Source organism: Glutamicibacter sp. BS14 (assembly GCF_056934375.1).
The window spans coordinates 3408556-3432783 of sequence record NZ_CM167801.1 but is presented as its reverse complement, the minus strand read 5'-3'; the positions used below and the strand labels follow the sequence as shown (position 1 = coordinate 3432783).

Annotated in this window: 23 protein-coding genes; 18 read left to right on the top strand and 5 right to left on the bottom strand. The window is 60.7% G+C overall.

The genetic code is table 11. From position 1 onward, the window contains the following. The first annotated feature begins 1 nt into the window (after position 1). From AC1Z36_RS16245 to AC1Z36_RS16230, 4 genes are read left to right on the top strand one after another with little or no spacing between them, the layout of a single operon-like run. The gene (locus AC1Z36_RS16245) at positions 2-898 is read left to right on the top strand and encodes an ABC transporter permease (RefSeq protein ID WP_105657165.1); all 897 of its coding nucleotides are present in this window, start codon (positions 2-4) and stop codon (positions 896-898) included. Continuing rightward, positions 898-1902: an ABC transporter ATP-binding protein gene (locus tag AC1Z36_RS16240; RefSeq protein ID WP_105661759.1), complete on the top strand. Its 1005-nt coding sequence runs from the start codon at positions 898-900 to the stop codon at positions 1900-1902. The genes AC1Z36_RS16245 and AC1Z36_RS16240 overlap by 1 nt, the downstream gene beginning before the upstream one ends. After that, positions 1895-2941, top strand: a complete 1047-nt coding sequence (locus AC1Z36_RS16235; protein ID WP_105657167.1) for an ABC transporter ATP-binding protein — start codon at positions 1895-1897, stop codon at positions 2939-2941. Before AC1Z36_RS16240 ends, AC1Z36_RS16235 begins: the two co-directional genes overlap by 8 nt. A gap of 3 nt (positions 2942-2944) precedes the next feature. After that, the gene (locus tag AC1Z36_RS16230) at positions 2945-4126 is read left to right on the top strand and encodes a Gfo/Idh/MocA family protein (protein ID WP_105657168.1); all 1182 of its coding nucleotides are present in this window, start codon (positions 2945-2947) and stop codon (positions 4124-4126) included. A 108-nt stretch (positions 4127-4234) separates the two neighbouring features. On the opposite strand, the gene AC1Z36_RS16225 is transcribed toward AC1Z36_RS16230, so the two are convergent. After that, positions 4235-4888 (bottom strand): HAD family hydrolase, encoded by a 654-nt coding sequence (locus AC1Z36_RS16225; RefSeq protein WP_286134589.1) that lies wholly within the window; start codon positions 4886-4888, stop codon positions 4235-4237. Positions 4889-4943: 55 nt separating this feature from the next. After that, positions 4944-5390 carry a MarR family winged helix-turn-helix transcriptional regulator gene (locus tag AC1Z36_RS16220; protein WP_105657169.1) on the bottom strand — a complete coding sequence of 149 codons (447 nt, stop codon included), beginning with the start codon at positions 5388-5390 and terminating at the stop codon, positions 4944-4946. 114 nt (positions 5391-5504) lie between these two features. Here AC1Z36_RS16220 and AC1Z36_RS16215 point away from each other — a divergent pair, with 114 nt between their 5' ends. Both AC1Z36_RS16215 and AC1Z36_RS16210 read left to right on the top strand, forming a co-directional pair. Beyond that, a complete protein-coding gene (locus AC1Z36_RS16215; protein ID WP_448940005.1) occupies positions 5505-6686 on the top strand; it encodes an MFS transporter in 1182 nt (393 codons plus the stop codon). A 44-nt stretch (positions 6687-6730) separates the two neighbouring features. After that, positions 6731-7561 carry an aldo/keto reductase gene (locus AC1Z36_RS16210; RefSeq protein WP_105657171.1) on the top strand — a complete coding sequence of 277 codons (831 nt, stop codon included), beginning with the start codon at positions 6731-6733 and terminating at the stop codon, positions 7559-7561. Between the two features lie 440 nt (positions 7562-8001). On the opposite strand, the gene AC1Z36_RS16205 is transcribed toward AC1Z36_RS16210, so the two are convergent. After that, positions 8002-8478, bottom strand: a complete 477-nt coding sequence (locus AC1Z36_RS16205; RefSeq protein ID WP_146112254.1) for a hypothetical protein — start codon at positions 8476-8478, stop codon at positions 8002-8004. 237 nt (positions 8479-8715) lie between these two features. Between AC1Z36_RS16205 and AC1Z36_RS16200 the strand changes: the two genes are divergently transcribed. Continuing rightward, positions 8716-9678: a carbohydrate ABC transporter permease gene (locus AC1Z36_RS16200; protein ID WP_105661761.1), complete on the top strand. Its 963-nt coding sequence runs from the start codon at positions 8716-8718 to the stop codon at positions 9676-9678. Between the two features lie 154 nt (positions 9679-9832). On the opposite strand, the gene AC1Z36_RS16195 is transcribed toward AC1Z36_RS16200, so the two are convergent. Continuing rightward, complete coding sequence (locus AC1Z36_RS16195; RefSeq protein ID WP_105661762.1) at positions 9833-10744, bottom strand: LysR family transcriptional regulator; 912 nt, start codon at positions 10742-10744, stop codon at positions 9833-9835. A 135-nt stretch (positions 10745-10879) separates the two neighbouring features. Between AC1Z36_RS16195 and tdh the strand changes: the two genes are divergently transcribed. The 7 genes from tdh to hutI all read left to right on the top strand — a co-directional run bounded on the left by tdh (position 10880) and on the right by hutI (position 19219). Further along, positions 10880-11932 (top strand): L-threonine 3-dehydrogenase, encoded by a 1053-nt coding sequence (gene tdh / locus AC1Z36_RS16190; RefSeq protein WP_105657175.1) that lies wholly within the window; start codon positions 10880-10882, stop codon positions 11930-11932. 31 nt (positions 11933-11963) lie between these two features. Continuing rightward, positions 11964-13163 (top strand): glycine C-acetyltransferase, encoded by a 1200-nt coding sequence (locus AC1Z36_RS16185; RefSeq protein ID WP_483561462.1) that lies wholly within the window; start codon positions 11964-11966, stop codon positions 13161-13163. 70 nt (positions 13164-13233) lie between these two features. Further along, positions 13234-14250, top strand: a complete 1017-nt coding sequence (locus AC1Z36_RS16180) for a LacI family DNA-binding transcriptional regulator (protein WP_483561461.1) — start codon at positions 13234-13236, stop codon at positions 14248-14250. A gap of 134 nt (positions 14251-14384) precedes the next feature. Next, on the top strand, positions 14385-15743 hold the full coding sequence (locus tag AC1Z36_RS16175) for an ABC transporter substrate-binding protein (RefSeq protein ID WP_105661765.1): 1359 nt from the start codon (positions 14385-14387) through the stop codon (positions 15741-15743). 68 nt (positions 15744-15811) lie between these two features. Then, a complete protein-coding gene (locus AC1Z36_RS16170) occupies positions 15812-16951 on the top strand; it encodes a carbohydrate ABC transporter permease (protein ID WP_483561460.1) in 1140 nt (379 codons plus the stop codon). Continuing rightward, positions 16948-17895, top strand: a complete 948-nt coding sequence (locus tag AC1Z36_RS16165) for a carbohydrate ABC transporter permease (RefSeq protein WP_332498752.1) — start codon at positions 16948-16950, stop codon at positions 17893-17895. Before AC1Z36_RS16170 ends, AC1Z36_RS16165 begins: the two co-directional genes overlap by 4 nt. Positions 17896-18031: 136 nt before the next feature. Then, a complete protein-coding gene (gene hutI, locus AC1Z36_RS16160; RefSeq protein ID WP_133833010.1) occupies positions 18032-19219 on the top strand; it encodes an imidazolonepropionase in 1188 nt (395 codons plus the stop codon). Between the two features lie 574 nt (positions 19220-19793). Here the strand turns inward: hutI and AC1Z36_RS16155 are convergent. After that, positions 19794-20420, bottom strand: coding sequence for a class I SAM-dependent methyltransferase (locus tag AC1Z36_RS16155; RefSeq protein WP_105657182.1), 627 nt, complete (start codon positions 20418-20420; stop codon positions 19794-19796). Positions 20421-20518: 98 nt separating this feature from the next. Between AC1Z36_RS16155 and tpx the strand changes: the two genes are divergently transcribed. The 4 genes from tpx (at position 20519) to AC1Z36_RS16135 (ending at position 24224) form a co-directional block, all read left to right on the top strand. Beyond that, positions 20519-21016, top strand: coding sequence for a thiol peroxidase (gene tpx, locus AC1Z36_RS16150; protein ID WP_105657183.1), 498 nt, complete (start codon positions 20519-20521; stop codon positions 21014-21016). A 427-nt stretch (positions 21017-21443) separates the two neighbouring features. Continuing rightward, a complete protein-coding gene (locus tag AC1Z36_RS16145) occupies positions 21444-22346 on the top strand; it encodes an SIS domain-containing protein (protein WP_105657184.1) in 903 nt (300 codons plus the stop codon). Positions 22347-22356: 10 nt separating this feature from the next. Beyond that, the gene (locus AC1Z36_RS16140; RefSeq protein WP_105657185.1) at positions 22357-23295 is read left to right on the top strand and encodes an ROK family protein; all 939 of its coding nucleotides are present in this window, start codon (positions 22357-22359) and stop codon (positions 23293-23295) included. A gap of 26 nt (positions 23296-23321) precedes the next feature. Continuing rightward, positions 23322-24224 carry a 1-phosphofructokinase family hexose kinase gene (locus tag AC1Z36_RS16135; RefSeq protein WP_483561459.1) on the top strand — a complete coding sequence of 301 codons (903 nt, stop codon included), beginning with the start codon at positions 23322-23324 and terminating at the stop codon, positions 24222-24224. Positions 24225-24228: the final 4 nt, after the last annotated feature.

Below are 24228 nucleotides of genomic sequence, written 5' to 3'. Positions count from 1 at the left end.
CATGAGCACAGTCAATCCCGCCGATGGCGCCCAGGCGGTGGACCGCTCCCCGCAGAAGTCGCGCGGCGCGCACCGGCGCTGGTGGCTGAAGCCGCGCTTCGCGATCTCCGGGTCCATTGTGCTGCTGATGATCCTGATGGCCGCGTTCCCTCAGCTGTTTACCGGCTTTGGTCCCGGGCCCACGGAGAGCTGCGACATCCTCAAATCCAACCAGCCGCCTAGCGCCGCGCACCTGTTCGGCATCGATATCCAGGGCTGCGACTACTATACCAATGTCATATATGGGGCGCGCGCCTCGATCCTAGTGGGCATCGTGGTCTCGGCCATCGCCTTTGGCATCGCCGCGCTGGTCGGGGCCGTCGCCGGATACTTCGGAGGCTGGGTGGACGCAGTGATTTCCCGGGTGTGCGATATGGCCTTCGGCCTACCGTTCATCCTGGCCGCGATCGTGGTGCTGCAGCTGTTCAGCGAGCGCAACGTGTGGACCGTGATCTTCGCGCTGTCCCTGTTCGCATGGCCCGGGGGCGTGCGCTTCATGCGCTCTTCGGTGCTGGAAGTGCGCAACCGCGAGTACGTGCAGGCCTCCCGGCTGCTGGGCGCCAGCAATGGGCGGATCATCGCAAAGCACATCGTGCCCAATGCAATCACCCCGCTGCTCGTGCTGCAGACCCTGGGTGTGGGCGGGATGATCTCTGCCGAGGCCGGCCTGACCTTCATCGGCATCGGGCTCACCCCGCCGTCGGTGTCCTGGGGCCTGCAGCTGGCAGCGGCCCGCGACTATATTGATGCCGCCCCGCACCTGCTGCTGTTCCCAGCCGTATTCCTGACCATTACCGTGCTCGGCTTCGTCCTGTTTGGCGAAGCCATGCGCGACGAGTTCGACCCGAAGGGCAAGTGATGAGCACTGCGCACGAAGCAGCAAACCCGCTGCTGGAGATCAAGGACCTGCGCGTTGAGTTCGCCACCCGGCAGGGAGTTGCCACCGCGATCAACGGCGTGGATCTCTCGCTGCAGCGCGGCCGCGCCCTGGGCATACTGGGTGAATCGGGCTCAGGGAAGTCCGTGACCGCGCGAACCATCATGGGCCTGCTGGACACTCCGCCGGCGAAAGTCACCGGTGGGCAGATCCTGCTGGACGGAGAAGACCTGCTCGCAGTGACCCCCAAGCGCCGCCGGGAGCTGAACTCGGCCAGCGTGGCCATGGTGTTCCAAGACGCGCTCAGCGCCTTGAACCCCGTGCACCCGGTGGGCCGCCAGATCGGCGAGCTGTACCGCGTGCACCGCGGCTACAGCCCGGCAGAGGCCAAGAAAGCGGCCATCCAGATGATGGACCGGGTGCGCATCCCAGTTGCAGCCAGTCGGGTGAACGACTACCCTCACCAGTTCTCCGGGGGCATGCGCCAGCGCATCGTGATCGCGATGGCCCTGGCCCTGGACCCGCAACTGCTGATCGCCGACGAGCCGACCACCGCGCTGGATGTCACCGTCCAGGCCCAGATCCTGGAGCTGCTGACCGAGCAGCAGGTGGAGAACAACATGGGCTTGATCCTGATCACCCACGACATCTCGGTGGTCCGGGAGGTCACCGACCAGGTGGCGGTGATGTATGCCGGGCGGATCGTGGAGAACGGGCCCACCGCCCAGGTGCTCTCCGAACCGGCACACCCCTACACCCGCGGTCTGGCCTCATCGGTGGCCAGCGAGGAGCTCAAGGGCCAGCTTCTTCCAGCAATCCCGGGCAGCCCGCCGGACCTGCTGAACCTGCCGGCTGGCTGCGCCTTCGCTGGGCGTTGCCATCTGGCCAACCAGCAGTGCGCCACCGAAGTCCCGGAACTAGACGAAATCGCCGCGCAGCGCCACACGGCCTGCTTCAACTCCCAGGAGGTGCTAGCCCATGCTTAGCCCGCAGACCCTGCCAGAGACCGCGACACCGGATGCCGCCCCGCTGATGGAAATGCGCGGGGTTACCCGCCACTACCCGGTGGCCCGTTCTCTGCCCATCGGGCCGCGCAAAGTAGTCAAGGCCCTGGACGGGGTGGACCTGCAGGTGCAACAGGGCAAGACCCTGGGAATCATCGGGGAAAGCGGCTGTGGAAAGTCCACCATGGCCCGCGTGCTCAGCGGGCTGGAAAAGCCCACTGCTGGCCAGGTGCTGTTCGAGGGCCACGACATCAATGCGCTGCGCGGAGCGGAGCGGGCGCAGATGCGCCGGAATATCCAGCTGATCTTCCAAGACCCCTACGCGTCGCTGAACCCGCGCATGACTATTGAGCAGATCCTCTCCGAGCCCTTCGAAATCCACCCGGACATCGCCAAGCGCGGCTCCCGCCGAGCTAATCTGGGCGAGATGATGGAATTGGTCGGGCTGAACCCCGATCATTTGGGACGCTATCCGCACAACTTCTCCGGAGGCCAGCAGCAGCGCATCGGCATCGCCCGCGGCATCGCACTGAATCCGAAGGTGCTGATCTGCGACGAAGCGGTCTCGGCCCTGGACGTATCGGTGCGCGCCCAAGTGGTGAACCTGCTCGATTCGCTGCAGCGCGAACTGGGTCTGAGCTACGTCTTCATCGCCCACGACTTGCAGATCGTGCGGCATATTTCCGACTCCGTGGCCACCATGTACCTGGGACGGGTGATCGAGACCGGCTCCTACGCCCAGGTCTATGACGCCAGCGCCCATCCCTATACCCAAGCATTGCTCTCGGCAGCACCGGAACTGCGCCAGGATCCGGCGCATGCGCGCCAGTTGATCATGCTGCAAGGCGACCCGCCTTCGCCGATCGACCCGCCCTCCGGCTGCCGCTTCCACACCCGCTGCCCGGTCGCCCGGCCGGACTGCGCAACTAGCGAGCCGGAGCTGGATCCGGTGGCCGATGGCCACCGCGCCCGCTGCTTCTATCCGGGCCCCATCAGCACAGAACTATCCCAAGGAGACTGAAACATGGATTTGAAAGTTGGCATTATCGGCTTCGGGCTGCGCGCTTCCCTGCACCGCTACCTGCAGCGCCCAAACGAAGGCAGCGTCGTGTCCATTGTTTGCGACACCAGCGAACGCGGCCGTCAGGATGCCGCTGAGGCGCTTCCTGATGCGGTAGTCACCGGGGATTTGCAGGAATTGCTGGACTTCGAGCTGGACGCAGTGCTGGTGCTCACCCCCGACTACACGCACCGGAACGTGGTGGTGCGCACCTTGAAATCCGGTATTCCGACCTTCGTGGAGAAGCCGCTGGACATCACTTTGGAAGCGGCCGACGAGATCCTGGATACCGCTCGGCGCACAGGCACCCGGCTGTATGTTGGACACAATATGCGCCATATGCCGGTGATTCGGCAGATGAAGCAGCTCGTCGACTCCGGGACCATCGGCGAGGTCAAGGCCGTCTGGTGCCGCCACTTCGTAGGCAACGGCGGAGATTACTACTTCAAGGACTGGCATGCCCAGCAGCGCTATGCGAATACGCTGCTGCTGCAAAAGGGAGCCCATGACATTGACGTTATTCACTGGCTGGCCGGAGGCTACAGCACCCAGGTTTCGGGCGTTGGCGCGCTGGCCGTCTACGGGGACGTCACCGATCGGCGGGACAACTCGGATCTGCGCATGCGCGACTGGTTCTCGCTGTCGAACTGGCCCCCGGCCAAGCAGACGCAACTGAACCCAGAACTGGACGTGGAAGACTTGTCAATGGTGCAGATGAAGCTGGATAACGGGGTGCTGGCTTCCTACCAGCAGTGCCATTTCACCCCTGACTATTGGCGCAACTACACAGTGATCGGCAGCGCCGGGCGGTTGGAGAATTTCGGCGACGGTCCCGGGGACTTCATTCACGTGTGGAACACCCGCAGCACCCATGGATTCGCCGAACCGGATTTGAAGGTCGAAGTCAATGGCGATGATGAAGGCCATGGCGGCGCAGATCCGAATTTGATCGCAGAGTTCCTGCGTTTTGCCCGCGAAGGGGGAGCGACCGATACTTCCCCGGTTGCCGCTCGCGCGGCAGTGGCCGTGGGCGACTACGGCGCCCGCTCAATGCGCGCGGAGGGAGAGGCCCTGCAAATTCCAGCGCTCGATGGACAGCTCGCCGAGTATTTCGCTGCCAACCAGCAGGCGGCGGCCGTTAGCTGACCTCGATGGGGCTGGCATTTTTGGTGCAGCTGGGCGGTCGCTTCAACGTTCTGAGCAGGCAGAGCCTGCCAAGATTAGGCGAACCGGCCAGCTCCCCGGGGCTCTGGCTTATTGCTTGGATGCCAAAGCTGGCAGCTTATCCATGGAGGTGAACACCTGCGTTGCGCCAGCTGCGCGCAGCAGCTCGGGCGAAGTGCTCGTGGGTCCGCCGTTGGAATAGCCGTACACCGTCGCGCCGGCCGCGATCCCGGCAGCCACCCCGGTGGCCGTGTCCTCGATAACCAGTGCGCCAGCTGGGTCAATGCCCAGTGACGCAGCTGCGGCCAGGTAGACATCCGGTGCCGGTTTGCTGCGTGGGCATTCCATGCCGCTGAAGACCCGGTCTCCGAAGTACTCGGTGAACCCGGCCAGGGCCAGCTGCATTTCGACCTTGGCCCGGTCTGCGCCAGTGGCGCAGGCAATGTTCTGGCCGTAGACCGCCGAAATCTGATTGACTGCTTCCAGCGCTCCGGGGATCGGCTGCAGCTCCGAGCGCAGCGCTTCGTCGCGGCGTGCGCGGAACTGGCTAATCCACTGGTCGTCGATGCGGAATCCGGTCTGGTCGAGGATGGGTTGCCACTGGTCTTTCAACGCCTTGCCGATGAAGATCTCGATGCATTGCTCGGGGCTGATCTCCCAGCCCAGCTCGATGAGCATCTGGCGGAGCACGGAATTGGTGATGGACTCGGAATCCACCAGGACGCCATCGCAATCGAAAAGCACGGCGGAAAATTTCGGATGCAGCAAGGACGGTCCCTTCCAAGGATTCAGCAATTGGCTACGCGGCAGAGAATTCGTGGAGAATGCGGGCCAGCGGCGCCAGCTCGGGCTGCTCTTCTGCCTGCTTCAACACGCGTTCCAGCGTGGCATCGTGAATGGGCTTGGCCTTCTGGTACAGCTCGTGGCCAGTGGGAGTGAGCTCGGTGTAAATGCCGCGGCGGTCATCGGCGCACAGCACCCGCGAGAGCAGATTGCGGTCTTCGAGCCTGGTAACCAGTCGCGTCGTTGCGCTGGGGCTCAGTGCCGTGGCGCGGGCCAGCTGCGCCATGCGCATATGCCAGCCATCCTGACGATTCAGGGCATCCAGAAGTGTGTACTCGACCACAGAGAGCCCCACCTGCGCCGTCAGGTCCTTTTCAAGTGCAGTATCGATTAATCCGTGCAACGACGCCAAAGTGCGCCACCCTCGGGCACGGATTTCGACAGCATCATCTGCGATTCCCATGGGTTCCTCCAAAAGTACTTGCTTGCGCTGGTTAGTTGCGTGTGCAACGATAGTGTTCATCGCGCAATAACAAGCGTGTGCAACTAATTTATCTAGTCTATCAGGAGTAACGCTATGCCGCTCGGTCTTATTGCGTTGGCCATCGGTGCCTTCGGCATCGGGCTTACCGAATTTGTCATCATGGGCTTGTTGCCGGATGTGGCAGCCGACTTCGGCGTCAGCGAGGCCGCAGCTGGCTGGCTCATTTCCGGATACGCATTGAGCGTCGTGGTCGGCGCGCTCGGCCTGACCGCAGCCACCGTCCGCTTGCCGCGCAAGCCGGTGCTCGTCGGGTTGCTGGTACTTTTCATCATCGGCAACTCGCTTACCGCGATGGCCGCAACGTACGAAGTGGCCATGATCGGCCGCGTCATCGCCGCCCTGTGCCACGGTGCCTTCTTCGGTATCGGCGCGGTCGTGGCAGCTGACCTGGTCCCGGCCAACAAGAAGGCTGGCGCCATTGCCATCATGTTCACCGGGCTGACCGCCGCCAACGTACTGGGTGTTCCCTTCGGTACCCTGCTGGGGCAGCATTCCGGCTGGCGCTCGACTTTCTGGGCCATCTCCGGCATTGGCATTATCGCCCTGATCGGCATCCTCGTGCTGGTGCCAGCCATCAAGCACGCAGCCGAAGGCATCTCCCTGCGCAGAGAACTCGGGGCCTTCACCTCGCTGCAGGTCTGGCTGTCCCTAAGTGTCACGGTCCTTGGCTACGGTGGCATGTTCGGCGCCTTCACATACATCGCCTACACCCTGACCGAGGTCACCGGATTCAATGAGACCAGCGTTCCATGGCTGCTGATGCTCTTCGGCGTGGGTCTGTTCGTCGGCAACTGGATCGGTGGCCGCATGGCTGACAAGAGCATCGACCGCACTCTGCTCATCTTCATCTCGGCACTGCTGGTGGTCCTTGTCCTCTTCGGATTCTTCGCAAGCAACCAGATCGCCACCGTTATCGCTTTGCTGCTGATGGGCGGCTTCGGGTTCGGAACCGTTCCCGGTCTGCAAAGCCGCATCATGCAGTACGCCGGCAATGCACCGACCCTGGCATCCGGCGCCAATATCGGTGCGTTCAATGTCGGCAATGCGCTGGGCGCATGGGCTGGCGGCCTGGGCATTGCGGCAGGCCTGGGCTACACCTCGCCGATCTGGATCGGCGCACTGATCACCCTCGTCGCACTGGTCGTTATTCTCCTGGCCATGGGCTTGGCCAAGAAGTCTTCGGCAGCATCACCCCAGCTGGTTACAGCTGGCTAATCCACAGTTTTGTTCAGTCCCCAACCAATTTCTAGGAGTTAGACATGACTACCCCCATTCCAACCATCACGCTGAACAATGGCGTTGAAATGCCTCAGGTAGGTTTTGGAGTCTTCCAGGTTCCCAACGAAGAGACCACTGCTGCAGTGGGTTCAGCGCTCAAGGCCGGCTACCGCAGCATCGATACCGCCGCCATCTACGGCAATGAGGAAGGCGTGGGCGCAGCACTGGCCCAGTCCGGCATCGCCCGAGAAGACCTGTTCATCACCTCCAAGATCTGGATTGCGGACATGGGTTACGAGCAGGCGCTGGAAGCCTTTGATGCAAGTCTTGAGCGCTTGGGCCTGGACTACCTGGACCTGTACTTGATTCACTGGCCAGCCCCGGAAAAGAATCTCTACGTTGAGACGTGGAAGGCGCTGGAGAAGCTGTATGCAGAGAAGAAGATCCGCGCCATCGGAGTTTCCAACTTCCAGCCTGAGCACCTGGAGCAGCTGGTCGCCGAAGGAACCATCGTTCCGGCCGTGAACCAGGTGGAGCTCCACCCAGCTTTGCAGAACCGCGAAGTCGTTGCAGCTAACGCGCAGCACGGTATCGTCACCGAAGCATGGAGCCCGCTGGCTCAGGGTGCAATGCTCACCGACGAAACCATCGTGGGCATCGCTCGGGCACATGAGGTGTCCGCGGCTCAGGTCATCCTGCGCTGGCATCTGCAGCAGGGCCGGGTGATCATCCCGAAGTCTGTGACTGAATCACGCATCATCGCCAACTTGAACTTGTTCGGCTTCAAATTGACCAGCGACGAACTGGCAAGCATTGATGCCCTTGATCGCGATGGACGCACCGGCCCAAACCCGGACACCTTCAACGGCTAACTTGATGACAACAACCAAGATGCTGCCTGTGCCCTCATCGGGCCACGGGCAGCATCTATGGCTTGGATAGTCCGAGGATTTGTTCGGATGCGGACTTTCTGCACTGGCGCCGGCTGGCCACAAGCATTATGGAGTGACGGACGACTATGCGTCTGATACAGCTATACGGCGGATCGTACAGTTTCCATTGATCAATGCTCTGCGGAAAAATGTAGGTAGAAATCATGTTTCGCCCGTCGGCCAGCTATACAGTCAAATGGAGACAGATCGGCGACGCGTGCTGTCTCCGGTTCGGCATCCTGCTGGTACGGCAAATTTTTTTCTGCCGCAGTCACGGTTGGAGAACGCAACGGCGCGTACTTGCTTGAGAATCATGCCTATCAGCGCCGTAAGTTCGCCTTTGGAGATTTCGAATGCCGAACTTGCAACTGCAGCGGGCGTTAGTTCGCCACCCCGGAGATAGCCACGGCGAGGACTCCACCCGTTCCCTCACCGAGGATGCCGTTGAATTGCACCGCATCGACCTGTGCCGTAGACAGGATCTCTGAAACCGATACGTTGTTCTCCTCGCCATTGCAGATGACTTCGACAGTATCGTTGCCGCTCCAACTGGACCCAGTCTGGGTGGCGAATCCGAGTCGAAGCGTTCCCTCTCCGAAGCAACTGACGCGGATCCCCGTGATCCGGGCGCCGGAGTCATAGTTGAGAACGATGCCCGAATCAGTATCTCCCGGAGTACCTTGGCCAACGCGCAGGGTGCCCCCACCGAGGGATCCCTTTGCAGACGTGGCTGCCTCCAGGAACATACTTGCCTCGTTTTGTGACTGATTCCAATCGACTTCAGGCATCGACGAGCAAGAGGCCAACCCGATAATAAGGACAGTTGGCATGATGACCGGAGAAAGACGTTTAACCATTTGAAGCCATACTATCAAGGTGACTGAAGAATGAAACTTTGGTGTAACCGGACTGTCAGAGCTACGGCACGGCTGGTGTTTGAACGTGTTTGGTTTTAGGCGCACAATGTACAAAGTTCAAAGGCCGTGAATCTGGGCGCGTTTTGTCTCAAAGAGGTGACGTACGCTGGGAGAGGTTGGATCCGCTCAGCCTTTACCCTGCCTGGCGACGGAGCGCCCGCGTCGAGGATCCGATTCATGAGCGTCCATGTAGATTCGAAAATAAGTACTTCTACCGCGCAGGACCGCAATCAGTCTGAGACGGGCTCGACGATTGCTAAATCCAGACTGGGAAAGCTCGTATCCGTGAAACCGGTTCAATCAAATCGTGAAACTACGTTGTTGAGTCGGCTGATTGTCACTATCGTGTTGGGATGCTTTGCGATTTATTTCCTAGCACCAATATGGTGGTTACTGGTGTCGGCTTCAAAACCGATGGGCGAGCAGTTTGCTGCTCCAGGTTTTTGGTTCAACGGAATGCACCTGGGGAACAACATCGCCGAGTTGTTGGCGGCACGCGACGGAATTTTCCTGCGGTGGATTATGAATTCCGTATTTTATGCCGGGATCGGTGCCCTGGTTGGGACGTTACTGGTATCGATGGCTGGCTATGCCATGGCCAAATACCGCTTTCGTGGACGCGAAGTAGTTTTCAGTGTGGTGCTAGCAGCGGTACTAATTCCCAAGATTCTTTTCACTTTGCCCCTGTACCTCATGTTTTCAGAGCTGGGATTGATCAATAATCCATTGGCTGTCCTGCTGCCCAGTATCGTCAGCCCCTTCGGTGTATACCTTTCGCGAGTCTTCGCCGCGCAGTCCGTACCTGACGAAGTAATTGAAGCAGCGCGTCTTGACGGGGTAAGTGAGGTTGGGATCTTCTTCCGCGTGGGTGTGCGCATGATGACGCCCGCTCTGGTGACCATCTTCTTGATCAATTTTGTAGAAATCTGGAATAACTATCTGTTGCCTGCAATGGTCATCAATGACTCCTCATTGCAGCCCGTGACAGTGGGTTTGGTGGCTTGGTTTGCTTCCAATGGCAAGGTGCCAATGTCGCTGGTAGTCGTTGGAGCACTGGTTTCCGTGATTCCGTTGCTGTTGCTATTCCTGTTCCTGCAACGCTTCTGGAAAGCAGGCCTGACAGCTGGCGCCATCAAATAAGCGGAATGCCCAAGGCTCGGTATTTTTACATCATTGGTCAGCAAAGCGGCCAGCTCAACGCTCTAGGTTGAGCTGGCCGCCTTGCTGTTCGGAGCTGTCCGGGAAAGTGGTAAAGCCTCCCAAGAAATGGCCTCCAACGCGAACTAACCCGGCGCTAGAGATTTTCGGCCACCAACTTCCGCGCCGTCTCTCTGAGGGCATCGATAACTCGAATAACTGTCGGTCTGTGAAGGTGTTCGGCGCGTACCAGGATGTCGATTTGTCGACCTGATTCCAAGCCTGAAACTGGTCGTAAAGTCACATCCTTGCCCAGCATGGACCGCGAAGTGAAGCGAGGCAAAATTCCCAAGCAATGACTGGCTCGTACCAGTGCGGCTGCCGTGCCGTAGTCGTTGACCCGATGCTCAATTCGAGGAGCCGACCCCGACAACGCGGCGATGGTATCGAGCACATCAGCCGGCGAGAATCCTGGGCGGGAGACCACCCAAGGCTCTTCGATAACTTGAGCTGGCGAGAGACTTTCAAACCGTGCCAGTGGATGATCTTGATGCACAGCAATATCTAGGGGTTCGAAGGCCAATGGGATTACGGAAACTCTGTCGGCAGGCCAGGCCTCGGTATGCGGCATTCGGTGAGCGAGGACCAGATCATATGTAGAAGTTAGGGCCGGAAAATCTTGTTGTGAAACGTCTTCATCAAAGAAACGCAAGGGCGGCAGGTCATCATCACCGGAATTCAGTAACGGCGCGAAGATCGTTTGGCCAATGGAATGAAATCCAGCGATGAGTACCGGTTGGGCAAAGTTGCCTTCATAGTTCCTGATCTTGGAGTCTGCCTCGGCGAGAGTTGAAGCAACCTGGGCGCTGGCTTGTGCCAAGATCCTTCCTTGGCTGGTGAGTACTAGCCGCCGTCCCTCTTTCTGTGTCAGTGGCACAGGGAAATTGCGCTGCAGTTGGGCCAACTGCTGCGAGACCGCCGAGGGCGAGACAAAAAGGGCCTTCGCCACGGCGTTGACGCTGCCCAAATCCGCGAGTTCACGCAGAATCCTCAACTGATGCAATTCCATGAAGTAAATTCTAAATCGTTGGATCAGTAAATCAGTGATCTTCTAAGGTGTTGTACCGTGCTGTCGGGTGCGACACTTGAAGCGACCCCATGTCTGTGTTGCGCGCACCCAGGTGCCCAATCCAAAGGAACCCGCATGAAAGCACTGTACAAGTCCGGCCCGCACGCGGGGCTGGAACTCGTTGATCGCCCAGAACCAGAGACCGGCGCCCACGAGGTCAAGATCCGCGTCATGACCGCCGGAATCTGCGGCACCGACCTGCACATCGAAGCCTACGACGATGCAGCCAAGGCCATGATCAACACCCCGCTGGTTCCGGGCCACGAGTTCTACGGCGAGGTCGTGGAAATCGGCGACTTCGTGCACGGGGTCAAGATCGGCGACCGCGTCTCGGGTGAAGGCCACGTCGTGTGCGGCCTATGCCGCAACTGCCGCGCCGGCCGCAAGCAGATGTGCATCAACGTCGATTCGGTAGGCGTGCAGCGCGACGGCGCATTCGCCGAATACGTGGTGATCCCCGAAAGCAATGTCTACATCCACCGCGATGAGCGCATCACCCCACTGCTCGGCGCCATCTTCGACCCGTTCGGCAATGCCGTGCACACCGCACTGCAGTTCCCGATGGTGGGCGAGGACGTGCTGATCACCGGTGCCGGACCCATCGGCCTGATGGCCGCGGCAGTGGCTCGCCACGTCGGCGCCCGCAACATCGCCATCACCGATGTCTCCGAGCAGCGCCTGGAACTGGCCCAGTCCATGGGCATCGATCTGGCCGTGAATGTCGCGACCACCCGCATCAAGGAAGCGCAGCAGAAGCTGGGCATGGTCGAAGGCTTCGACTACGGCATGGAAATGTCCGGGCACAAGACCGCCCTGCCGGAAATGATCGAGAACATGAACCATGGCGGCAAGATCGCCATGCTCGGCTTGCCCAGCACCTCGATCGACATCAACTGGGGCAAGGTTGTCACCCACATGCTGACCCTGCGCGGCATCTACGGCCGCGAAATGTTCGAGACCTGGTACGCCATGAGCGCCATGCTCACCTCCTCGGAGGTGATGCGCGAGCGCATTGCCTCGGTGGTTACCGACTTCCTGCCGGCCACCGAATGGCAGCAGGGCTTCGAAGCTGCTCGCAGCGGGCACGGCGGCAAGGTCGTGCTCGACTGGACCGTTTTCTCAGGCTAAGAATTTCCCGCATCAACAAGGAGCATTTGCAATGTACACGGATCTCAAAGACCAGCTTGCCGCCGAATTGGACGAGCTGAAGTCCTCCGGCCTGTTCAAGGCAGAACGCCACATCGACTCGGCCCAGTCCGCCTCCATCATGGCCGGCTCGCTGGGCGACGATGCACGGAAGGTGCTGAATTTCTGCGCCAACAACTACCTGGGCTTGGCCGATAACCAGCAGATCATCGACGCGGCCAAGACCGCCATGGATGAGCGCGGCTTCGGCGTGGCCTCGGTCCGCTTCATCTGCGGCACCCAGGACCTGCACCTGGACCTGGAAGCCAAGCTCTCTAAATTCCTGGGCACCGAGGACACCATCTTGTTCTCCAGCTGCTTCGATGCCAACGGCGGCGTGTTCGAATCGCTGTTCGGCAAGGAAGACGCCATCATCTCCGATGCGCTGAACCACGCCTCGATCATCGATGGCATCCGCTTGTCCAAGGCCGCGCGCTTCCGCTACGCCAACCAGGACATGGCCGACCTGGAAACCCAGCTGCAGGCTGCCGCGCAGCTCAACGGCGGGGCGGGCGCCCGCCGCACCATCATCGTCACCGATGGCGTCTTCTCCATGGACGGCTACCTTGCTCCCTTGGAGGCCATCTGCGATCTGGCTGACAAGTACAACGCGCTGGTCATGGTCGATGACTCCCACGCTGTGGGCTTCATGGGCGCCACCGGGGCAGGCACTCCGGAGCATGCAGGAGTCTCGGACCGCGTGGACATCTACACCGGCACCTTCGGCAAGGCATTAGGCGGCGCCTCGGGCGGCTACGTGTCCGGCCGCGGCGAGGTTGTCGCGATGCTGCGCCAGAAGGCCCGCCCGTACCTGTTCTCCAACTCGCTGGCTCCATCGATTGTCGCTGCCACGTTGAAGGCGCTGGACCTGGTGGTGGACTCCGGGGACCTGCGCGAGAAGCTCTTCGAGAACGCTGCGCACTTCCGCCGCCGCATGACCGAAGAGGGCTTCGAATTGCTCGACGGCGAGCACGCCATCATTCCGGTGATGTTCGGCGACGCGGTCAAGGCCGCAGAGGTCGCAGGCAAGATGCTGGAGCAGGGCGTCTTCGTCACGGCCTTCAGCTTCCCGGTAGTGCCCAAGGGCGCCGCGCGCATCCGCGTCCAGCTTTCTGCCGCGCATTCGGCTGAGGATATCGAGGCCTGCGTGCAGGCATTCGTCGCCAGCCGCTGACCCAGGGGGATTGCCCGGCGCCGTGTTTCAATAGGGATGACGAGTTGGAATAACCAAAGGCGGTGGGCTCATGGCTACCAGGAACGACGTGGCGCGCTTGGCCGGCGTATCTCCTAGTACCGTGTCCTACGTGATCAGCGGCCGGCGCACCATTTCCGAGGCGACCAAGGCCAGGGTCCTGGCGGCCATGCGGGAGTTGAACTACACCCCGGATGCCTTTGCCCAAGGCCTGGCCGGATCGCGCCGGGGCATCCTTGCCCTGCACTTTCCCACCAGCCTGGACGGCTATTCTTCCACCGAGTTCGAGTACGTCACCGCCGCCATGGAGCGTGCCCGCGCGCTGGGCTACCACATGCTGTTGTGGTCCAACCCGATGACCGATGCCATGGGATTGGAAAGCCTGGTCGGGCAGAAGCTGGTGGCCGGGGTGCTCTTGATGGAAGTGTCGATCAATGACCCGCGCTTTGATGTCCTGCGGCGCGCGGGCATTGCCTTTGCCTCCATTGGCCGTCCCGATGACAGCGCGGACCTGTCCTATGTCGATAATGATTTTGCCCAGGCCGGGCGCATCGCGGTGAACTATTTGGCGAGCCTCGGCCACCAATCCATCATGTACATCAACGTATCGGTGGAAGACCAGGAAGCCGGCAACGGCCCGGCCATCCGCACGGCCCGGGCCATCTGCGATGCCGTGCGCGATCGGGGCATGGCGATGCAGGAAGTGCCGGTGGAAAACAACGCCCGCGGCGGCCGCGCGGCGTTGAATGCCTACCTGGAACTGCACCCGCGACCCACTGCGGTGCTGGCGCTCAAGGAGTTCGCCACCGCGGGATTTGTCAACGCCGCTGGCCTGGCTGCGTTGCGGATCCCCGATGACCTCTCGGTGATCGCCCTGGGGGTCGGGGACCGTTTGGCCGAGATGGTTGCCCCGGCGCTGACCACGGTAGCCCCGCCGGGGGAGGCCATTTCCCATGCCGCGGTGGACGCCCTGGTGCAGCAGATCGAGGGGCGCTCCCAGGCGCCGGTGCAGCAACTGGTCGCGCCGCTGATGGTGGTCCGGGACAGCTCGGGCCCGGCACCGCGATGACCTGCCCGCGCCAATTTCTCCACGGTGTTCACCCATAACTGTTGACGCGCGTCGATGACCTGCGTCACTATTGAGGGGATCACTCGTGCCAGGCCGCCTCATCCGGCAGGGCATTACCCAACGTGGAGGGCATCATGACTAAAGCAAAACGTGGGCTGAAGTTCGCGCCGGTTATCTCGGTGGCAGCAATCGGCCTGCTCCTGGCCGGTTGCTCGGGCGGAGCAGACCCCAATGACCCCAACGCCTCCGGCGGCGGCGAAGCCCAAGTGGGCCAAGCCGACGGAGTCGTCGATATCTACGGTCCGGTCACCGGCATTGAAGCCGAACTGCTGGAAGAATCCTGGGCCAAGTGGTCCGAGGAGAACGGCATCAAGATCCGCTACACCGGCGACAAGAACTTCGAATCCCAAATCGGAATCAAGGTCCAGGGCGGCGACACCCCGGACCTGGCCGTCTTCCCGCAACCCGGCTTGCTGCAGGCCACCGTGGCCCAGGGCAAGGTGCAGCAACTTCCCGAGGCAGTCCAGTCCCAGCTGCAGAGCAACTGGTCCGAGGACTGGCAGAACTACGGCAAGGTCGATGGGGTGCAGTACGGGGTGCCGCTGATGGCCAGCGTGAAAGGCTACATCTGGTACTCGCCCAAGCAGTTCGAGCAGTGGGGCTTGAGCGTCCCGGAAACCTGGGATGAAATGACCACCCTGGGCACCGAAATCTCGAAGCAGACCAATGAACCGGCCTGGTGTGCCGGATTCGCCTCGGGCGAGGCCTCGGGATGGCCGGGCACCGACTGGATTGAAGACGCGGTCCTGCGCCAGTCCGGAACCGAAGCCTACGACAAGTGGGTTTCGGGCGATCTGGAATTCACTTCGCCAGAAATCACCAGCGCCTTCGATTCCGTTGGAAAGATCCTGCTGGACCCGGAGCAAGTCAACGCCGGATATGGCGACGTGAAGTCGATCAACGCCACCGCCTTCGGCGATGTTGGCACGGCCGTGGCCAAGGGAACCTGCCCGCTGACCCACCAGGCATCCTTCCTGGAAGGATACGTCCTGGATTCCAAGAACGCCGATGGCGAGAAAGCTACCGTGGCGCCTGACGGGGATGTCTGGGCTTTCGTTGCCCCGCCAGCCAAAGCCGATGACCCCGTATCTGTTGTAGGCGGCGGTGAATTCGTTGCCGCCTTCTCCAATGATGAGGATACCGCCAAGGTCCAGGAATACCTGGCCAGCGCGGATTGGGCCAATAGCCGCGTTGGACTCGGCGGCGTGATCTCGGCGAACTCCGGGCTTGATCCGAAGAACGCCAGCAGCGATCTGCTGCGTTCCGCTGTTGAATTGCTGCAGGATCCGAACACCACCTTCCGCTTCGACGGGTCTGATCTGATGCCCAAGAGCGTCGGCTCCGACTCCTTCTGGAAGGGCCTGGTGGACTGGATCGATGGCAAGCCGACCAAGGAAGTGCTTGAAAATATCCAGTCCGGCTATGACTCCTAGTCGCCATCTGGTCCATTGCCAACGGCCGGGAGCCCCGGCCGTTGGCGGGATTGTAGGAGCCTGAGCGCATGTCTGAATTCTTCCAGTGGCTGGCTGGCGTTCCGCCGCTAGTCCAAGTGCCGATCGTCCTGGTCGCCTTCGCGGTCCTGATCGCAGCGATCCTCGCCTTTGTCGAGATAGCGACCAAGGGCGGACGGGTTTTCGCCGTCGTGCGCTTTGCCGCCGCGGTCTTGGTCCCGGTGGCGATCCTGCTGGTCCTGGGCCTGTACAACTCCGTGATGTGGGTGGCCGCGCTGGCCGCGGTGCTCGGTGCGGTGCTGTTTTTCCTGGACCGGCGCTCGCGATCCGGCGCCGGCTCGCTGCTGCAGCTGTCCGGTTTCCTGGCTCCGGCCATGCTGCTGCTCGCTATGGGCTTGATCTACCCCACGGTCCGCACCGCGCTCAGCGCCTTCATGGCCAACGACGGATCCGGCTTCGTCGGCCTGGGGAATTTCCTCTGGGTGTTCACCAGCCCCGATGGCCTGACCGCCCTGCTCAATACCCTGGTGTGGGTTCTGGTGGCGCCCGTGGTCTCCACTATTATCGGATTGGCCTACGCGGTATTCATCGACAAGAGCCGTGGCGAGAAGTTCTTCAAGCTGCTGGTGTTCATGCCCATGGCGATTTCCTTCGTTGGCGCATCGATCATCTTCAAGTTCTTCTACGACATCCGCCAGGGCGAGCAAATAGGCGTGCTCAACGCGATCATCACGGCATTCGGGGCCACCCCGGTCGACTGGCTCGGGCTCGAACCGTGGAACACGTTGTTCCTGGTGGTCATCCTGATCTGGACACAGGCGGGATTCGCCATGGTCATCCTGTCCGCGGCCATCAAGGGCGTGCCCGCAGAGCAAATCGAAGCAGCCTCCCTGGACGGGGCCAGCCCATGGCAGCGTTTCGCCAATGTCACGCTGCCGGGGATCCGCTCCACCGTCATCGTCGTATTGACCACCATTTCCATTGCCTCGCTCAAGGTCTTCGACATCGTCTCTTCGATGACCGGCGGACGCTCGGATACAACGGTACTGGCATTCGAAATGGTGCGCCAGTTCCAGCTCGGGGCACGCACCGGCTACAGCTCGGCCCTGGCCGTCATCCTGTTCATCCTGGTACTGCCGATCATCATCTACAACGTCCGCCAGCATAAGAAGCAAAGGGGAGTCCGATGAGCACCGTCAGCGAATCCTCTCGACGCCTCTTGGCAGCTACCGAGAAAACCAGCGGGAAACTGCGCAAAGCCACCACCTCCCGCGCAGCCACCATTGCGGCGTTCATCATTGCCGCGGTGTGGACCATCCCCACCTTCGGCCTGTTTGTCTCCTCCTTCAGGCAGGCTGATGACATCAAGACCTCGGGCTGGTGGACGGCCCTGTCCAACCCTTCATTCACGCTCGATAACTATGCGCAGGCCTTTGCCTCCGGCGACAGCCTTCCGCTGTCCAAGGCGTTCCTGAATTCGCTGGTCATCACCATTCCGGCGGCGATCGTGCCGATCCTTGTCGCCAGCTTGGCTGCCTACGCTTTCGCGTGGATCAACTTCAAGGGGCGCAATACGCTCTTCGTTCTCATTTTCGCCCTGCAGATCGTTCCGATCCAGATGGCGCTGGTTCCGCTGCTCCAGCTGTTCTCGGACGGAGTGAAGATCGGTGGGCTGTATATCCTGCCGGGCTTGGGAGTCAACGGGCTGGATGGCGCCTACGCCAAGGTCTGGATTGCCCACACGATCTTCGCCTTGCCGTTGGCGATCTTCATGCTGCACAACTTCATTTCGGAGATCCCCGATGAGGTCATCGAGGCTGCGCGTGTTGACGGAGCCGGGCACGGGAAGATCTTCTCGAAGATCGTCCTGCCCCTGTCGATGCCGGCTATTGCGTCCTTCGGAATCTTCCAGTTCCTCTGGGTGTGGAATGACCTCTTGGTGGCGACGGTCTTCACCTCGGGTGGAGGCTTGCCGATCACGAAAGCGCTCCAAGACCTCTCGGGTACCTACGGGCAATCCTGGGAGCTGCTCACCGCAGGCGCTTTCATCTCGATGATCATTCCGCTGGCGGTCTTCTTCGCCCTGCAACGGTTCTTCGTGCGGGGATTGCTGGCAGGTGCCACCAAGGGGTAACCCTGGCCTGAAGTGGGAACAAAAGGGTGCCAGTCTGAAATCCCAGACGGGCACCCTGTTGTTCTGCCCCATAGGCAACAAGCCATGGGTAGGCTCTTGGCTAAAGGATTGGAAATACCACGAAGGCGGAGCGCTCATGGCAACCTTGTTGCTTACCAACATTGGACAGCTGACTACGGTTGACGCGAAGGGCCGCGTGCTGGAAGACGCGGCGGTGCTGATCGAGGACGGACTGGTCGCATGGATCGGCAACATGGCGCATGCACCTGCTGCAGGACACGAGATCGATTTGGGCGGCCGTGCGGTGCTGCCCGGTTGGGTTGATTCCCACAGCCACTTGATTTTCGGCGGCGACCGCGCCGAGGAGTTCGTAGCCCGCATGGCAGGCCAGTCCTATGCCGCTGGAGGCATCGCGGTCACCACATCGGCCACCGGGCAGCTCTCGGACAAGGAGCTGGCCGACCTCGTGGCTGATCGCCGCCGTGAAGCTCTTGCGATGGGCACCACCTGGATGGAAACCAAGACCGGCTACGGACTGGCACTGGAGGAAGAAATCCGGCATTCGGTGCTGGGCAAGCCGCTGGTCGATTCCCTGACTTTCCTTGGCGCTCACCTGGTACCGGCAGGATGGGACGCCGATGACTACACCGATTTGGTCACCGGACCGATGCTGGATGCCGTGGCGGCCAACGTCGACTTCGTGGATGTCTTCTGCGAACGCGGCGCATTCACCGAAGAACAGTCGCGCCGGGTCCTGGACGCCGCAAGGAACAAGGGACTGGCAACCAAGGTCCACGGAAACCAGCTGGGTCCAGGGCCGGGCGTGAAGCTGGCCGTAGAGTTCGGCAGCCACTCGGTAGACCACGTGAATTACCTGGACGATCAGGACCTCCAGGCGCTCGCCGGAAGCTGGGCTGGCTGGGACACGGGAACAAGAACAGGGACTGCGGGCACCGTCGCCACCTGCTTGCCCGCCTGCGACCTGTCGACACGGCAACCGCTGGCACCGGGCCGTGCACTGCTCGATGCAGGCGTGCGAATCGCACTGGCAAGCAACTGCAATCCGGGTACCAGCTACACGAGCAACATGAACTTCTGCGTGGCTACCGCAGTGCTCCAAATGGACCTGACCCTGGCTGAAGCCATTGAGGCGGCAACCTACGGAGGGGCGCTCGCGCTGGGGGTTGCCGACCAAGTGGGATCCATTGAGATCGGCAAGCGTGCGGATCTGCATGTTCTTGACGCGCCAGTTGCTGCGCATCTGGCGTACCGTCCTGGGATGAACTTGACCCACAGCGTGTATCGGGCCGGCAAAGCGATCTAGAGCTTTGTGAGAGCGCATCTAAAATCTGTCTGGATCGCGCGCGCCCAGGGAAGGGGATAGGGGCGGCAGGAATCCGGCCGCAAGGATTCTTCGGCCCCGAGCCGTGCTGCGGATTGAAGCAGTCCAAGCCGTAAGCAAAACTAGGACTCTGCATTCTGTCCGCCCGGTAGATCGAAGCGATGAGAAGCCTTCAATGCCTGCACCTGCTGGCCACGCAGGTCCGATACTCCCAATTCCCGACGATTGTTGGCGGCTTCTGGCGAGATCGAGGCAAGCCTCCGTGCCTTCCCGGACCGGTAGCTTCCTAGCGCTGGGAAATCAGCGTCTTGTGCCCGGAGCCATGGGCAATTCTCCCCGCTTGGCTCAGCACAGTTCAGCTTCGGGATGCCCACTGTCCCAATGTCACTGAGAATAAAAGAGGCTTGCCGGCGGCTCGTGGAAACCTATGAAACGGCAGCTTCTCTTGCGAAGTCAGTTGGCTACGAAACAGCGGTCGCATTTAGGCAGCGATTCCAGGCCTTGAAAAGTTGCCGCCTGTTGAATACCTGGCGGCGTTTCGCAAATAGCCACGAGGCTAGGAGGGCAGAATGAATATCCCATCTGGGCTCTCGAATCCTGAACGCTGACCGGTGCGCGCGTACACGCTCACAGACCATTGGGAGCCAGAACGGTAGGGAGCTAAATGGCAATCGGCGAATCGCTGCACGAGCTGCAGCGAGGTCCCTTCGCGAAGTTCGTCCTGGTCTTCCGGTCCGCCTCTGGCATGGCGGGTGGTTCCGACAACGAGTACGCCCGAGACGCTGAGTACCGGATCGGCTAAGTTGAATATGCCTCGCAGTTCATCGCGAGAAATGAAAGCAGGCACATTACCGGTCAACAATATGGCGTCGTACGTCCTTGGCAGGTCATGCTCGTCCAATGAGCCCAGGGCCAGCTGGTTCGCCGATAGCTGCCGGAACCAGCTCCCGTCGAATAGCTCTGCAGCTACATCCAGCACTTGGGGTGTGGGATCTATGCCGTAGCCACGGTGTCCCAAGCGGCGCAAGGCGTTGACGGTGTTGCCTACCCCGCAACCGATATCGAGAATTCGTGAATTGCGGCGGCAGAGCATGTCGGTGAAACGGGCGACTACTTCCAAATCAGTGCCGTCAAGGGTCTGAGCACGCATCTTCGCTGCGTATGAATCGTAGTCGGGGCCCATGTCCACAGTTTTGCATAGGAACGAGAGGTGAGCGACTTGTTTGCGCTAGTAGGCAGAAAATATAGCTCCGGATTAGGCATTCATGATAAACAAGACCTATGGCTAATACTGCTTTCAAGGGAACCCCTGTACAGACTATTGGTGATCTGCCGGCCGTTGGCTCGCAGGCTCCAGCTTTCACTCTCACCGACACCGGCCTTGCAGATGTCACCAGCGAATCGCTGGCTGGCCGTCGCGTTGTCCTGAACATCTTCCCGTCGGTTGATACCGGCGTTTGCGCTGCCAGCGTGCGTCGCTTCAACGAATTGGCTGCCGGCCTGGAGAACACGACCGTGGTGTGCGTTTCTGCTGACTTGCCATTCGCACTGGGACGCTTCTGCGGTGCCGAAGACATCGAGAACGTTACCGCTGCTTCGGTCTTCCGTTCCGACTTCGGTTCGGACTATGGCGTGACCCAGGTTGACGGTCCACTGGCTGGCTTGCTGGCCCGTTCGGTTGTTGTCCTGGATGAAGACGGCCAGGTTGTTTACAACCAGATCGTCCCGGAGATCACCACCGAGCCGGACTACGATGCAGCCATCTCAGCACTGAACTAGATATTGTTTGCACCGGAAACGGTGCATGAAAGCCCGCTTGAAAATTTTTCAGGCGGGCTTTCTTTATGCCCAAGCCGGTAATCCCATCGGTCGATCAAGCCAAATCTCACGTGGCTTGTGGTGGGAACACATTTCGCCGAGGTTGATCATCAGTGGACCGGCTATCGGACGAGCAGAATCTGCATGCCTGGAACAACGCGGTAATTTCCTCGCTGACTAGTTAATTCCCATCAATAGTCGATTGCTGCCGCACTTTTGGGAGCGGTCTGCCACTGGCGGGAATTGGAGAATTTCTGGGCAGGCATTCTCAAGACGGGTTTCTCACCCTATACTCGAAATAGATTGTTTCTGACTGTTATCATCTAAAAATAATCATAAAACATCAATCCTGATCTGTCGGGCACTGCATGCCAAAAGGAGCAAACGCATGAGCGAGCGAACCGTGCTAGGCGCACATATGGAAGAAGAGCTGGTCTCGCAACCAGAGATGTGGCGTCGTGCAGTAGCGCAGCAACAGCGCGAAAACCTGTTGCCGGCCAAGGGCGCGAAGGTTGCCGTAGTGGGATGCGGGACATCATGGTTCATGGCTGAAGCCTATGCCGCGGCGAGAGAAGCAGCAGGCCACGGTGTGACTGATGCCTTCGCCGCATCTGAAGCGCGTATCGCTACGCGTGACTACGATGCCGTGGTTGCGATTACTCGTTCGGGCACCACCTCTGAAGTGCTCCAACTGCTGGCCGAACTCGATGACAGCATCCACACCGTAGGCATCATCGGGGACGTGGCCTCGCCCATAGTGGACAGGGTCGATGCCGTGATTCAGCTGCCTTATGCCGATGAGCAGTCCGTCGTCCAGACGCGTTTTGCTACCACTGCCCTGGCTTATTTGCTCTCCAGCGTGGGGGAAAAGCTGGATCACGCAATGACCCAAGCCGAAGCGCTGGTGAACTCGCCAACACCACAAGAACTAGTGGACGCAGAACAATTCACCTTCCTTGGACGGGGATTCTCCGTGGGCCTGGCCCATGAAGCCGCCTTGAAAATGAGAGAGGCTGTCCAAGGGTGGACCGAAGCCTACCCTGCAATGGACTACCGTCACGGGCCGATCGCCATTGCCGCGCCCAACCGAGTGACGTGGATGCTCGGCGAACAGCCCGAGGACCTGGATATCCAGGTGCGCAGCACTGGCGCCATCTACATCAATGAAGACCGTCACCCGTTGGCCGAGCTTGCCTACATTCACAGGGTCACCCTGGACCGGGCGCGTGCCCGGGGGATGGACCCGGACCACCCGCGCAACCTCACGCGCTCGGTGATTCTGGAAGGCTGAGTACTCAGCCATGTTAAAGCGATATCTGCTCTTCGATGTCGGAGGCACCGACGTTAAAGCCGGGCTGGCCACAGAAGAAGGTGAAATTCTCCGGGTACTGCGAGAACCTACGCGCAAGGCATCCCCGCAGCTTGCCGCCCAGGTACTCGTTGACCAGTTGCTCGGGCTCGCAGCCAAGCTCCGTGAAGCGAATGACCAGCAGCCGGCGGCAGCGGGCCTGGTGGTCTGCGGATTGGTAGACCCGGTTGCCGAGATGGCAGTGTTCTCAGCGAACCTCGGCTGGCGCGATGTTCCGATGAAGCGGCTGGTCTCTGACGCGCTCGGACTGCCTGTGGGCTTCGGGCATGATGTGGCTTCGGCTGCCCGTGCAGAACTGGAGTTAGGAAGCGGCGCACACGACGACGCACTGCGGCGCAACAGCGCCATTTTGATCATAGGAACCGGGATTGCGTCGGCCTTGGTGGTCGACGGCCGTCTCTTGGAAGCTGGCGGGTACGCAGGGGAACTGGGGCATGCGCCGGTCCCCGGAGGCCTGCTCTGTGCTTGCGGTGCCACAGGCTGCCTGGAAACCCTCGCCTCGGCCGGTGCCATCGCACGAAGATACGAACAAGCCACGGGAACATCGGCCGGTGCCAAAGAAATCTTCGCCGCCCGGGCCGCTGGAGACGCCAAAGCGGCAACGATCATCGCGGAGGCCATTGAGGCTCTGAGCTTCACGCTGGCTCAACTATGCTCATCAACCGCGCCAGAAGGAATCATCATTGGCGGAGGTTTGGCTCAAGCCGGGCCATCGTTCTTTGCTGAGATAGAACAATCGCTAGAACGGCGATTATCTTTCCAACGCAGACCACGGATTGTTCCGGCGCGGCTTGGCGCGGAGGCAGGGTTGCAAGGTGCCTTGCTGCTCGCCCGCCAGGCAACACGTCCCGGGGCAGGGCGCCACCCATGATTCTTAGCTTCACGCCGAATCCGGCCATGGACGAAACCTACTTGACCCCGAATTTGAAGCTGGACTCCAGCCACAGGGTCACGCTGCAGCATCGCCAAGCAGGTGGCAAGGGGATCAACGTAGCCAAGGTACTGCACTCCCAGGGCATTGACGTCGAAGTCATATGTCCGCTGGGTGGCAGCCTTGGAGAGGAATTCGCTGTCGAATTAGGACAGCAGGGCATTGCGATCAATCCGGTTCGCACTTCTGTCCCCACCCGCCGCTCCATGGCTTTCCATGACGCGGAGTCCGACATGACGAGCATCTTCAACGAAACAGGTACCGCGCTGGCAACTGCCGAATGGTCGCGTATAGAAGACGAGTTCCAGGCCTTGCTATCGACAGCGAGCGCGGTGGCCATCTGCGGATCCTGGCCACCGGGAACTCCCAAGGAAACAATCAGCAGGCTCATTGGCCACGCCACCGGCCAAGGACTGTGGACTGTGGTGGATACCAGCGGGCCAAACCTGCTGCTCGCTGCCAAATGCGGGGCAGTTCTCAAGCCCAACGATCATGAGCTGCGCGAGGCCACCGGTTGCGCCAGCATAGGTGGGGGAGCGCGGGAATTGCTGCGTCTTGGCGCCCCGGAAGTCTATGTCAGTGCCGGGGCCCAAGGGCTGTACCACTTCACCAGGGAAACACCGCTGGTCGCCCATGCCAAACTCAACCGAACGCTGTCCGGGAACCCAACTGGGGCAGGGGATTCGGCCGTGGCCGCTATCGCCTCGGGGTTTGTGCAGCTGCTGAACCGGGAAGCGATCTTGCGACGGGCTGTCGCCTGGTCCGCGGCTACGGTACTCATGCCAACTGCAGGGAGCCTGTCACCCCAGCACATCGAGCTGGCTAGAGACACCAACTACCGCATTATCCCTGCGAACGAACAAATCTAAGGAG